Source organism: Pseudomonas sp. R76 (assembly GCF_009834565.1).
In the GTDB taxonomy this organism is placed as follows: domain Bacteria; phylum Pseudomonadota; class Gammaproteobacteria; order Pseudomonadales; family Pseudomonadaceae; genus Aquipseudomonas.
The window spans coordinates 5779191-5792088 of sequence record NZ_CP019428.1 but is presented as its reverse complement, the minus strand read 5'-3'; the positions used below and the strand labels follow the sequence as shown (position 1 = coordinate 5792088).

The following is a 12898-nucleotide window of genomic DNA, read 5'->3' as shown; positions in this document are numbered from 1 at the left end:
AGAGAAGTGCATGACGCAAGTCACGGTGAAACAACTGGCCGATGAGGTCAAAACACCGGTGGAGCGCCTGTTGCAGCAGATGCGTGAGGCAGGTCTGCCGCACACCGCCGCCGACGAAGGTGTGAGCGACAGTGAGAAGCAGTCTTTGCTGACTCACTTGAAGAGCAGCCACAAGGCGAAAGTGGAAGAACCGCGCAAGATTACATTGCAGCGCAAAACCACCAGCACCCTGCGTGTTGCTGGCAGCAAGAGCATCAGCGTTGAAGTACGCAAGAAGAAAGTCTTCGTACAGCGCAGCCCGGAAGAAATCGAAGCCGAGCGCAAACGCGAACTGGAAGAACGTCGCGCAGTAGAAAATGCTGCTCGTCAGAAGGCTGAAGAAGAAGCCAAGCGTCGCGCCGAAGAAGAAGCGCGTCGCCAGCCTGCTGCTGCGCAACCTGCTGGTACTGAAGCGGCCGCCGCGCCTGTAGCGCCTGTTGAAGCTGTGCGTGAGGCCGCTCCGGTTGCCGCTGCACCTGCTCCTGCAGCAGACGCTCGCAAGCGCGACGAGCCTCGTCGTCCGGACAAGCCACGTGCCGACGATAACAATCGTCGCGGTGGTGGTGGCGATGGCGAGCGTAAAAACGCTCCACATCGTGCCTCGGTCAAAGAGAAAGCGCCTGCTCCACGCGTTGCTCCACGTACTACCGACGAAGAAAGCGATGGCTTCCGTCGTGGTGGTCGCGGCAAGGCCAAGCTGAAAAAACGCAACGCCCACGGTTTCCAGAGCCCAACCGGCCCTGTCGTGCGTGAAGTGAAGATCGGCGAGACCATCACTGTTGGCGATCTCGCCCAGCAGATGTCGGTCAAGGCAGCTGAAATCATCAAGTTCATGTTCAAGCTGGGTACTCCGGCCACCATCAACCAGGTACTGGATCAGGAAACTGCCCAACTGGTTGCTGAAGAGCTCGGCCACAAAGTGACCCTGGTCAGCGACACCGCCCTGGAAGATTCCCTGGCTGAGTCCCTGAAGTTTGAAGGTGAGGCAGTTTCCCGTGCACCGGTTGTGACCGTAATGGGCCACGTTGACCACGGTAAAACTTCCCTGCTCGACTACATCCGTCGTGCCAAGGTTGCTGCAGGCGAAGCCGGCGGTATCACCCAGCACATCGGTGCGTACCACGTTGAAACCGAGCGCGGCATGGTCACCTTCCTCGACACCCCTGGTCACGCCGCGTTTACCGCGATGCGTGCCCGTGGTGCCAAGGCGACCGACATCGTGATTCTGGTAGTTGCAGCGGACGACGGCGTGATGCCGCAGACCATTGAAGCTGTCCAGCACGCCAAGGCTGCCGGTGTTCCTCTGGTTGTGGCTGTGAACAAAATCGACAAGCCGGGCGCTGATCTCGATCGCATCCGTAGCGAACTGTCGGTTCACGGCGTGACGTCTGAAGAGTGGGGCGGCGAGACGCCATTCGTATCGGTTTCCGCGAAAATGGGTACCGGCGTTGACGAACTGCTCGAAGCCGTATTGCTGCAAGCCGAAGTTCTGGAATTGACCGCGACTCCATCGGCTCCTGGCCGTGGTGTTGTTGTTGAATCCCGCCTGGACAAGGGCCGTGGCCCGGTTGCGACCGTTCTGGTTCAAGACGGTACTCTGCGCCAAGGCGACATGGTGCTGGTCGGTTCGAACTACGGCCGTGTACGTGCCATGCTCGACGAGAACGGCAAGCCAATCAAGGAAGCCGGCCCGGCTATCCCGGTCGAGATCCTCGGCCTGGACGGCACCCCGGACGCTGGCGACGAGATGAGCGTAGTTGCCGACGAGAAGAAAGCCCGTGAAGTGGCTCTGTTCCGTCAAGGCAAGTTCCGCGAAGTCAAACTGGCCCGTGCTCACGCCGGCAAGCTGGAAAACATCTTCGAGAACATGGGCCAGGAAGAGAAGAAGACGCTTAACATCGTCCTCAAATCTGACGTTCGTGGTTCCCTCGAAGCGTTGAACGGCGCCTTGAACGGCCTGGGTAACGACGAAGTGCAAGTGCGCGTTGTCGGTGGCGGTGTCGGTGGTATCACCGAATCCGACGCCAACCTGGCACTGGCTTCCAACGCTGTACTGTTCGGCTTCAACGTGCGTGCCGATGCTGGCGCTCGCAAGATCGTCGAGCAGGAAGGCCTGGACATGCGTTACTACAACGTCATCTACGACATCATCGAAGACGTCAAGAAAGCCCTTACCGGCATGCTTGGCAGCGACGTTCGGGAGAACATCCTGGGTATCGCAGAGGTGCGTGACGTGTTCCGTTCGCCGAAGTTCGGCGCGATTGCCGGCTGCATGGTTGTCGAAGGCACCGTGTACCGTAACCGTCCAATCCGTGTACTGCGTGAAGACATCGTTATCTTCGAAGGCGAGCTGGAATCCCTGCGCCGCTTCAAGGATGACGCGTCTGAAGTACGTGCCGGCATGGAGTGCGGTATCGGCGTCAAGAGCTACAACGACGTCAAGGCTGGCGACAAGATCGAAGTCTACGAGAAGGTTCAGGTTGCTCGCAGCCTCTAACTCGCGCACTTCCGGAGCCACGCCGCGTGTGGGCATGCAAATGCCCCGCGCAGCGTACGGACTCTAAACGCAACGCCCGGTCTGGCTTTTGTCAGGCCGGGCGTTTGCCGCTTTCAGACCCCACGGGTTTCACCGTGTGGCAGTAACAGGTAACAAGACATGGCAAAAGAATACAGCCGTACCCAGCGTATCGGCGATCAGATGCAGCGCGAGCTGGCCCAACTGATCCGTCGCGAAGTCAAAGATCCCCGTGTTGGCCTGGTCACCATCACCGCCGTTGAAGTGAGCCGTGACGTGGGTCACGCCAAAATCTTCATCACCGTGATGGGGCAGGACAGCAGCGAAGAAATCGCGCAAAGCATCAAGGTGCTCAATTCGGCCGCAGGTTTCCTGCGTATGCAGTTGGCCCGTGAAATGAAGCTGCGCAGCGTGCCTCAGTTGCACTTCCACTACGACGAAAGCGTCGTGCGTGGCGCGCACCTGTCGGCCCTGATCGAGCGCGCCGTGGCTGAAGACAGCCAGCACCCGTCCACACCTGAAGACGCCAAGGAGTAAGCGGTGGCTCAGGTCAAACGTATCCGTCGCAACGTCAGCGGCATCATTCTGCTCGACAAGCCCATTGGCTTTACCTCCAATGCTGCCTTGCAGAAGGTTCGCTGGCTGCTCAATGCGGAGAAGGCCGGGCACACCGGCAGCCTCGACCCACTGGCCACCGGCGTGCTGCCGTTGTGCTTTGGTGAGGCGACCAAGTTCTCGCAATACCTGCTCGATTCCGACAAGGGTTACGAAACCCTGATGCAGCTGGGCAAGACCACCACCACGGCCGACGCCGAGGGTGATGTTTTGCAGGTTCGCGATGTGACCGTTGGTCGTGCTGATATTGAAGCTGCTTTACCCGGTTTTCGTGGGGAAATCAGTCAGATACCGCCGATGTACTCGGCACTCAAGCGTGATGGCCAGCCTCTTTACAAGCTGGCACGTGCGGGCGAAGTAGTGGAGCGCGAACCGCGTTCTGTTACTATTGCGCGCTTGGAATTGCTCGCCCATGAAGGCGACACTGCCCGACTGGCCGTGGACTGCAGCAAAGGCACCTATATCCGTACCCTGGTGGAAGATATTGGTGAAAAGCTCGGTTGCGGCGCGTACGTTGCAGAACTGCGACGCACCCAGGCCGGGCCTTTCAGCCTGGCCCAGACGGTTACGCTGGAAGAGTTGGAAGCCGTACACGCCGAAGGCGGCAATGAAGCAGTTGATCGCTTCCTGATGCCATCGGACAGCGGTTTGCTCGATTGGCCATTGCTGCACTTCTCTGAGCACAGCGCGTTCTACTGGCTCAACGGCCAGCCGGTACGTGCCCCGGACGCTCCGAAGTTCGGCATGGTGCGGGTACAGGATCATAACGGTCGCTTCATCGGTATCGGTGAAGTGAGCGAAGACGGGCGCATCGCGCCGCGTCGACTGATTCGGTCAGAATGACCGAACGAGTGTGGCTGTTAACAGGCACGGTCAACACTCATTTTTAGATACAGGGATTTGTCCCTGGCCTGTTGAAACTGCCCTTTGGGTGGTTTCCTGAAAAAAGGATTGCCTCATGGCTCTCGACGTTCAAGAAAAAGCACAAATCGTTGCTGACTATCAGCAAGCTGTTGGTGACACTGGTTCGCCAGAAGTGCAAGTTGCACTGCTGACCCACAACATCAACAAGCTGCAAGGTCACTTCAAGGCCAACGGTAAAGACCACCACTCCCGTCGTGGTCTGATCCGCATGGTAAACCAGCGCCGTAAGCTGCTGGACTACCTGAAAGGCAAGGATCTGGGTCGTTATCAGGCTCTGATCGGTCGCCTGGGTCTGCGTCGCTAATAAGCGATTGCGCTAGAGGTTGGTTGTTTGCCGTGTGTCAGTGGGATTCCCGCTGGCCCATGGCAGGCTCCCAGCCTCAAGTTTTATCTGGATACACGTTTTACCCTGGACGAGGGTCGGGCCGATTCCCGACATTGCCCAAGAATTTCGCAAGAAAACAAGTTCCCCCAAGAGCCACAAAGAAGGTAGGACACCGTGAACCCGGTTATCAAAACATTCCAGTTCGGTCAGTCGACCGTTACCCTCGAGACAGGCCGTATCGCCCGTCAAGCCTCCGGCGCAGTGCTGGTTACCGTTGACGACGACGTCACCGTATTGGTGACCGTTGTTGGCGCCAAGACCGCTGACCCAAGCAAAGGCTTCTTCCCTCTTTCCGTTCACTACCAGGAAAAGACTTACGCTGCCGGTAAGATCCCTGGCGGTTTCTTCAAGCGCGAAGGCCGTCCTTCCGAAAAAGAAACCCTGACTTCCCGACTGATCGACCGTCCAATCCGTCCGCTGTTCCCAGAAGGCTTCATGAACGAAGTGCAGGTTGTCTGCACCGTCGTTTCCACCAGCAAAAAGACCGATCCGGACATCGCTGCGATGATCGGTACCTCGGCTGCCCTGGCCATCTCCGGTATTCCTTTCGATGGCCCGATCGGCGCTGCCCGCGTTGCGTTCCACGAAAGCACTGGCTACCTGCTGAACCCGACTTACGAACAACAGAAAGCTTCGAGCCTGGACATGGTCGTTGCCGGTACTTCGGAAGCCGTGTTGATGGTTGAATCGGAAGCCAAAGAGCTGACCGAAGACCAGATGCTGGGCGCGGTACTGTTTGCTCACGACGAGTTCCAGGTTGTGATCAATGCCGTTAAAGAGCTGGCCGCTGAAGCTGCCAAGCCTACTTGGTCCTGGGCTCCACAAGCTGAAGCGACTGAACTGCTGGGCGCGATCCGCTCCGAGTTCGGCGCAGCCATCTCCGACGCCTACACCATCACCGTCAAGGCTGACCGTTACGCTCGCCTGGGCGAGTTGAAGGACCAGGTTGTGGCCAAGCTGTCCGGTGAAGAAGGCCAGCCTTCCGCCAGCGACGTCAAAGCTGCATTCGGCGAAATCGAATACCGCACCGTTCGCGAAAACATCGTTAACGGCAAGCCACGTATCGACGGTCGCGACACCCGCACCGTACGTCCGCTGAACATCGAAGTCGGCGTTCTGCCGAAAACTCACGGTTCGGCCCTGTTCACCCGTGGTGAAACTCAGGCCCTGGTAGTCGCGACCCTGGGCACCGCCCGTGACGCACAGCTGCTGGACACCCTGGAAGGCGAGAAAAAAGACCCGTTCATGCTGCACTACAACTTCCCTCCGTTCTCGGTAGGTGAGTGTGGTCGCATGGGGGGTGCTGGTCGTCGCGAAATCGGTCACGGCCGTCTGGCCCGTCGTTCGATTGCCGCCATGCTGCCTGCCGCCGACGTGTTCCCGTACACCATTCGTGTTGTGTCGGAAATCACCGAGTCCAACGGTTCCAGCTCCATGGCCTCCGTTTGCGGTGCTTCCCTGGCATTGATGGACGCTGGTGTACCGATGAAGGCACCGGTTGCCGGCATCGCCATGGGCCTGGTTAAAGAAGGCGAGAAGTTCGCCATCCTGACCGACATCCTGGGTGACGAAGACCACCTGGGCGACATGGACTTCAAAGTAGCCGGTACCGCTAAAGGTGTTACCGCGCTGCAGATGGACATCAAGATCAAAGGCATCACCGAAGAAATCATGGAAATCGCTCTGGGCCAAGCCCTGGAAGCGCGCCTGAACATCCTCGGTCAGATGAACCAGATCATCGGTCAGTCCCGTACCGAACTGTCGGAAAATGCTCCGACCATGATCGCGATGAAAATCGACACCGACAAAATCCGTGATGTTATCGGTAAAGGCGGCGCGACCATTCGTGCGATCTGTGAAGAGACCAAGGCTTCGATCGACATCGAAGACGACGGCTCGATCAAGATCTTCGGCGAAACCAAGGAAGCTGCTGAAGCTGCACGTCAGCGCGTTCTGTGCATCACCGCTGAAGCCGAGATCGGCAAGATCTACGTCGGTAAAGTTGAGCGCATCGTCGACTTCGGCGCATTCGTCAACATCCTGCCGGGCAAAGACGGTCTGGTTCACATCTCCATGCTGAGCGACGCTCGTGTTGAGAAAGTGACCGACATTCTGAAAGAAGGCCAGGAAGTGGAAGTACTGGTACTGGACGTGGACAACCGCGGCCGTATCAAGCTGTCCATCAAGGACGTAGCAGCAGCCAAGGCTTCGGGCGTTTAATCACCCGCCAGCTCACGCTGAAAAAAGGACTCTTCGGAGTCCTTTTTTTATGCCCATAGGAAAATGCCGGGAAATCAGTCGCTTAGTAAATCCCAAAAGCCGCAACTTGCACGCAGTCACGATCGACTTCATGCAAGTTGCACGATTCCGAAAATCGGCTGTTTTCATAAGTCATTGATTTGTATGGATAATATTTTCAATTAGTACTTGGCACGCTGCCTGCAATAACCCTGTTAACGCTGCAGCATCAAGGTATACACACTGCAGACTTTTAATAAAACAGGAGTTACTCGTATGAAGAAGTTCGCTCTCGCTACTGCTACCGCTCTGACTCTGGCCATGGGTGCTAACGTAGCCTTTGCTCAGACTTCCCAAGCCCCAATGACCATGGCGGCTGGTGAAGCTACCAAGGCTAAAGAAAGCGTTTCGGATACTTGGATCACCACCAAAGTTAAATCCGACCTGCTGACTGAAAAAGGCATTCCTGGCTCGGACATCAAGGTTGAGACCAACAAAGGTGTGGTTTCCCTGTCCTCGACAGTTGCGATCTCTGACTCGCAGAAAGCAACTGCCGTAGCGATCACCAAGAAAATCAAAGGTGTTACCGCTGTTTCCGCTGACGGCCTGATGGCTGGCGGCGCTACTAAAGCAGACAACATCGACAAAACCAAAGGCGCAGCCGCTGACGCCAAGGGTGCTACCTCTGACACCTGGATCACCACCAAAGTGAAAGCTGACCTGGTAACCGAGAAAGGCATTCCTGGCACCGACATCAAAGTCGAAACCAACAAAGGCGTAGTTTCCCTGTCCTCTTCCGTCGCTGTGACTGAAGCTCAGAAAACTACTGCGGTGAACATCACCAAGAAAATCAAAGGCGTTAAAGCTGTATCGGCCGATGGCCTGAAAGCAGAGTAACGCTTAACTATTCGTCTGAACGAGACGGCGGCGGCTTAAGGTGAGTTAGTTATCCACCCAGCACCTCTGGAGTTCATGCGACCGGCCACACGGATGTGGTCATTACAGGCCCCGGCACTTGTGTCGGGGCCTGTTCTATTGTGGTCAGAACACAAAATTGCCAGGCCCACAAAGATCAGACAAATGTGGGAGCAAATGTGGGAGCGGGCTTGCTCGCGAAGACGGAGTGTCAGTCACCAGATGTACCGACTGGCCCACCGCATTCGCGAGCAAGCCCGCTCCCACATTTAGATCAGTGCTGGTTGCCGGTTACTCAGCATCCAGATGCATCGGCGTTACCACTCGACCATCCTTCTCCGCCTGCCCAAGGTTGGCGTCAATGAAGTACACCCGGTCATCTTCCAACTGGCCCTTGTCCACCAAGTAGTCCTTGATGGTGCTGGCCCGGTCTTGGCCCAGCTGGCGCAGCAGTACGTCGCTGGCGCCCCAGAACTTGATCAAGCCATCACGCAGCTTCGCGGTGCGCTCATCGCTGCTCAAGTCTTTCCATTCGGCTGGCGGCTGTTGTTTCAATCGCGTGCGGTAGATGCCTTCCAGCAACGGCGCCTTTTCCTTCTCTGGCACCACCAGCAACGAAGCCTGGGCCGGGACTTTGTCGCCACGGCGCTGGAGGATTTTGTAGTAGTTGTACTGATATTCACGTTCCAGACGCTCAGCGGCCAGGAACGGCCCGTCGCTGCTGGCCGCCGCCCTGCCTTCGATTTCCAGGCGCAGGGTAGGGCGCTCTTTCAGCGCTTTGGCCAGGGTGTTCAGCGCACCTTCGGCGTCTTTGTTTAATTCGCTGGAGCCTGGGGCGAACGACACATTGCCCAGGTCTTCCGAGCCCCCGCCAGTCACCAGCCCGCCGATAAACTTGAACGGCGCCGTCGCTGCGCGCACCACCAGGTTACGCAGGGTCTGCCACACGATCGGCATCACGCTGAATTGCGGGTTGTTCAGGTCGCCGGTCACTGGCAGTTCGATGGAGATCTTGCCGTCAGAGTCCTTGAGCAGGGCGATAGCCAGGCGAATCGGCAAGTCCACGGCATCGGCGCTGTCGACTTTCTCACCGAGTTGCAGCTGTTCAACCACCACTTTGTTTTCAGCCTTCAACTGGCCTTTGGTAATCACATAATGCAGGTCAAGGTTGAGGCGGCCCTTGCGAATGCGGAAACCGGCGAACTTGCCGGAATACGGCGTCAACGTGGTCAGTTCGACGCGTTTGAAGCTGGTGGCGATGTCCAGCGCCGCCATCGGATCAAACGGGTTCACGCTGCCTTTGATAGTCACCGGCGCATAGCGATCAACCTTACCCTTGATGTCGACGCTGGCCGGTTTGGCCTGGCGACTGTCAATGGTGCCGATCTGGCCGTTGAGCTGTTGAATGGCCGTGGCGAAGTTCGGGGTGAGGCTGAAGTCGGCGAAGTTGGCCGAGCCGTCGTTGATCGTGATCTGGCCGATATGAATGCCCAACGGCTTGTCTTTACTGGCCGCAGGTTTGCCTGCTGATTTAGCGCCACTGTCGGCCGGCTGCGGAATCAGCAAGTCGTCGATGTTGGTGGTGCGGTCATCGTTGATCATGAAACGCGCATACGGCTGCAGCAGGTTCACCTTGTCGATCGACAAGCTATCGCCGTGCTGGTAGTTCACACCTTCGAGCACCAGCCGCTGCCACTTGAGGAAGTCGCGGGTCTTGAGTGTGTCCAGGGTATGCAATTGGTCGACCTGAGCGCGGCCGGTGACCTGAAGCGCCAATGGCTCAGTGCTTTTCAGGTTCACATCCAGGTTGCTACCCAGCATGCCGCTGCGCAATTCCAGGCGAATGAACGGGCTGATGTAGGACTGGGCGACGCGCAGGTCGATGTCCTGTGTATTCACTTTGAGTTTGGCGCTGACCGGGTTGAGGTTGACCTCGCCGGTTGCCTGGATCTTGCCTTGTTTACCCAGGCCGGTGTCGACCTTCAAGGTAAAAGGGCTTTTGTTGAGGCTGTCGAAGTTCTGCACGTCGACATTCAATGGGCCCAGTTCCAGCGCCACGGCAGGCTTGGCCGCACGGTCAGCCAGGTGCACTTGATAGTTACGCAGTTGCACATCCTTGAGCAGTACTTGCCAAGGTTTGCTTGGGGCCGCAGGTTCAGCTTTCGGCGAGTCGGCAGTCGCCGGCGCTGTAGCAGGCTCCGGCGCCTTGGCTGGTTTGCTCGGCTGGCTGGCAAAAAGTTTCTGCCAGTCCAGCTGGCCATCGGCCTCACGGGCCGCCCAGGTTTCCAGCTTGTTACTGCGTATCTTGCCGACTACGACCTGCTGCTTGGCCAGGTCGACTGTGGTTTCGCTGACGTCCAGGCGTTCCAGGCGCACCAGTGGCCGACCATCCGGTGCCTTGATCGCAAATGGCGCGATGCTGGCGGCGGTGTTGGTCAGGTTCAGTTCGGTTTCTTTAGCCAGGCTGAATTTGTAGTCGGTGCTGAAATTCAGCACGCCGTCTTCAAGCACCAGCGGAACCGAGTCCCGCACATACGGCCACCAGGCTTTCATCTTGCCGTCGGTGACTTTCAGCGTGCCTTCGGACGTGATCGGCACCAGGCTGAAATTGCCTTTCCAGTCGATTTGCCCGCCCTCAGGGCCGGCCGCGACCAAGGTCATGTTGGCATTGTCTTCCGGTAAGGTGCTGAGGTTTTTCAGCTCAAAGTCGAGTTTGTTGTAGAGGAATTCGATCGGTTCGCTGGGGCGCAAATCCTGAAAGTGCACGTAGCCACCGGCCAGCTTGATGCTGTCGATGCGCAGCGGAAACGGCTTGGCGTTAGGGTCGGTCGGGGTGGGTTCACTCGGTGGGAGCTTGAACAATTGCGCCAGGTTCAACTTGCCGGACTTGTCGAACAGCAGCTCGGTCTTGGGCTGGTCGAGTTGCACATCGGCCAGGTGCAGGGCGCGGGTCCAGAGGCTGTCGATCTGCAGGTTGGCGTAAAGGCGCTCGAAACCCACTTGCTCCTTGCCCGGTTCGCCGATCTTCAAGCCCCATGCCGTGACTTCCAGGCTGAACGGGTTGAGCTCGATGCGCTCGAGGCGGGCCGGCACCGTGGCGTAGTTGGCCAACTGTTGGTTGGCAATGCGAAGGGCGATGCCCGGCAGAATCAGAAAGCCCAGCAAGCTGTACAGAGCCAGGGCGGTCAACAAGGCGCCAGCGGCGCGGATCAATCCTTTGGGCATGAGTGACGCCATCTATGTCGAACAGGAGTGCCTTGGAGTATGGCACGGGTTTTCGGTTCCGAAGCACCGGAGCTCTTGGGAAAAGTACTACAACTGCAGGATCAGGGTTTTCAACGGCGGCTGTTGGTCCTGCGAGGGGAAGTCCGCTCCCGGCGTCATGATTTGCCAGTCGCGTACCGGCCGACCGGCTTTTTCGGCGCAACGCAGCACCTGTTCACGCCAATCCTCCATGCTGACTTTTGCCAGGTTGTTGCAGCAGATCAGCACGCCATCGTCGGCAGTAGCCAACAGCGCAGGCTTGAGCAGGCTTTGGTAGTCGCGCAACAGGTCGACGGTGCCGAAGGCACTTTTGGCCCAGGCCGGCGGGTCGAGCAGTACCAGGTCAAACTGGCGCTGCTCAAGGCGCGGATAGCTCGGCAGTTTTTGCCCGCGCCGCTGGGTGATCGGCAAGCCCGCCAGTTGGCGAATCGCCGGGAAGTAGTCGGACTGCACGAATTCCATGGCCGGCAACTGCGGGTTGAGCAGGCCGTTTTCGCGACCGACTGCCAGGTTGCCTTCGGCGAAGTCCAGGTTGCACACCTCGCGGGCGCCACCGGCTGCTGCGCTCAGGCCGACGCCGCAGGTGTAGGCGAACAGGTTGAGCACGCTTTTGCCGGCGCTGTGGTCCTTGACCCAACCGCGGGTGTTGCGCAGGTCGAGAAACAGCAGCGGGTCTTGCCCGGCGTGGCGCCCACGCACGCGGTAATTGAGGCCCCATTCGTGGCCGACCAAGTCTTCCAGCGCCGCAGGTTCGGCGCGGTACACCGTGTCTTCACGGTCGATCCGCGAGTTGCCACGGGAGCGGTCGTTGTACACCAGCAGCAATTCCAGGCCCATGAACTGGTTGATCTGCTGGTGCAGGTCCAAAAGGTCGGCGGTTTCCAGCGACTGGTGAAAGCTCTGCACCAGCAATTGCGGGCCGTAACGGTCGATGGTCAGGCCGCCGGCGCCTTCCTGGCTGCCGTGGAACAACCGGTAGCAGTCGGTGCCCTGGGCGTGCAGCTGGTTGATCAGATCTTCGCGGTGATCGAGGGCGGCGCGCAGCGCCTGATTCAAGGGAGTCATGGAGCGCGCCTTGCTTGCGTAAATATGGGCGCGGAGTTTAACAGTTATGGGGCGCCGCCTACATCAACCCCATCCGCCGATGGGCGCGCTGCACCGAACCATTGCGCATTGCCCAGCGCAGCATCGGCGCGCTGCGCTTGACCCCGAGGCGGATCATCTGGCGCTGCAGCGGGCTCTGGTGCTGTTCGAGCAGGCTGCTCGCCCAGTCTGGCAGCAGGTCGATGCCGGCCTGCATCATCAAGCTGCCAAAAGGTTTGGCCAGCGCGCTGGGCGCGGGCGCATTGACCAGCAGGCGCAGCACCTCGCGGCTGCGCTCGTCGCACAGCAGTTGCGGACGAATACGCGCCAGGTAATCCGAAATTTCCTGCCGTGAACGCGGAACATGCCGCGCGCCCAAGCGTTCGGCCACCAGCGCGATTTCACTGTAGTAGCGGTCCTGGTCGCGGCCCGACAGATGTGGGTTGCGATAACGCAAGTGGGCCGCGAGGAAGTTGCTGACTTCCGCCACATGCACCCACGTCAGCAATTCCGGGTCGCTGGCCGCGTAAGGCCGCCCGTCCGGGGCATGCCCTGTTACCTGCAAGTGGATGGTGCGCACTTTCTCAATCAGCCATTCGGCGTCTTTGCGCGAACCGAAGGTGGTGCCGGAAATAAATTGCGACGTGCGCCGCAGGCGCCCGAGCATGTCCTGGCGAAAGTTCGAGTGGTCCCACACGCCTGCCAGCGCCAGCGGATGCAGCGCTTGCAGCATCAAGGCGCTGATGCCGCCAATAAGCATGCTGCTGAAGTCGCCATGCACTTGTCAACAGACCGAGTCCGGCCCGAACAGGCCTGGGTCGCCTTTGGGGTTTTCCAGGTCCAGCTGGCCCAGCGACAGGCCGGTAAGGCTCATCAACTGGGATTCGATGCGGCTGCGGATAAATTCCATGGCGACTCAG

The 12898-nt window shown here is 58.7% G+C and carries 8 protein-coding genes and 1 pseudogene; 6 read left to right on the top strand and 3 right to left on the bottom strand.

The features are described from left to right. Nucleotides 1-10 precede the first annotated feature (10 nt). From infB to PspR76_RS26155, 6 genes are all read left to right on the top strand, one after another. Nucleotides 11-2536: a translation initiation factor IF-2 gene (infB, locus tag PspR76_RS26180; protein WP_159959941.1), complete on the top strand. Its 2526-nt coding sequence runs from the start codon at nucleotides 11-13 to the stop codon at nucleotides 2534-2536. A gap of 159 nt (nucleotides 2537-2695) precedes the next feature. Beyond that, the gene (gene rbfA, locus PspR76_RS26175; protein WP_016973761.1) at nucleotides 2696-3091 is read left to right on the top strand and encodes a 30S ribosome-binding factor RbfA; all 396 of its coding nucleotides are present in this window, start codon (nucleotides 2696-2698) and stop codon (nucleotides 3089-3091) included. A gap of 3 nt (nucleotides 3092-3094) precedes the next feature. Next, nucleotides 3095-4012: a tRNA pseudouridine(55) synthase TruB gene (gene truB, locus PspR76_RS26170; protein ID WP_015885916.1), complete on the top strand. Its 918-nt coding sequence runs from the start codon at nucleotides 3095-3097 to the stop codon at nucleotides 4010-4012. A gap of 115 nt (nucleotides 4013-4127) precedes the next feature. Next, nucleotides 4128-4397, top strand: a complete 270-nt coding sequence (gene rpsO / locus PspR76_RS26165; RefSeq protein WP_003176135.1) for a 30S ribosomal protein S15 — start codon at nucleotides 4128-4130, stop codon at nucleotides 4395-4397. Nucleotides 4398-4592: 195 nt separating this feature from the next. Beyond that, nucleotides 4593-6698: a polyribonucleotide nucleotidyltransferase gene (gene pnp / locus PspR76_RS26160; RefSeq protein ID WP_159959939.1), complete on the top strand. Its 2106-nt coding sequence runs from the start codon at nucleotides 4593-4595 to the stop codon at nucleotides 6696-6698. A 294-nt stretch (nucleotides 6699-6992) separates the two neighbouring features. After that, nucleotides 6993-7613: a BON domain-containing protein gene (locus PspR76_RS26155; protein WP_159959937.1), complete on the top strand. Its 621-nt coding sequence runs from the start codon at nucleotides 6993-6995 to the stop codon at nucleotides 7611-7613. 309 nt (nucleotides 7614-7922) lie between these two features. On the opposite strand, the gene PspR76_RS26150 is transcribed toward PspR76_RS26155, so the two are convergent. The 3 genes and pseudogenes from PspR76_RS26150 to PspR76_RS26140 form a co-directional block, all read right to left on the bottom strand. Next, nucleotides 7923-10856 carry a DUF748 domain-containing protein gene (locus PspR76_RS26150; RefSeq protein WP_159959935.1) on the bottom strand — a complete coding sequence of 978 codons (2934 nt, stop codon included), beginning with the start codon at nucleotides 10854-10856 and terminating at the stop codon, nucleotides 7923-7925. Nucleotides 10857-10943: 87 nt separating this feature from the next. Beyond that, entirely contained in the window at nucleotides 10944-11960 is a 1017-nt protein-coding gene (locus PspR76_RS26145) for a class I SAM-dependent rRNA methyltransferase (RefSeq protein ID WP_159959933.1), read from the bottom strand. A gap of 58 nt (nucleotides 11961-12018) precedes the next feature. Next, a pseudogene (locus PspR76_RS26140) lies at nucleotides 12019-12888 on the bottom strand (oxygenase MpaB family protein). Between the last annotated feature and the right edge of the window lie 10 nt (nucleotides 12889-12898).

Bases quoted from the DNA above. Each gene is read 5' to 3' on its own strand.
- infB (WP_159959941.1), top strand. From the start codon at position 11: ATGACGCAAGTCACGGTGAAACAACTGGCCGATGAGGTCAAAACACCG.
- rbfA (WP_016973761.1), top strand. From the start codon at position 2,696: ATGGCAAAAGAATACAGCCGTACCCAGCGTATCGGCGATCAGATGCAG.
- rpsO (WP_003176135.1), top strand. From the start codon at position 4,128: ATGGCTCTCGACGTTCAAGAAAAAGCACAAATCGTTGCTGACTATCAG.
- PspR76_RS26155 (WP_159959937.1), top strand. From the start codon at position 6,993: ATGAAGAAGTTCGCTCTCGCTACTGCTACCGCTCTGACTCTGGCCATG.
- PspR76_RS26150 (WP_159959935.1), bottom strand. From the start codon at position 10,856: ATGCCCAAAGGATTGATCCGCGCCGCTGGCGCCTTGTTGACCGCCCTG.
- PspR76_RS26145 (WP_159959933.1), bottom strand. From the start codon at position 11,960: ATGACTCCCTTGAATCAGGCGCTGCGCGCCGCCCTCGATCACCGCGAA.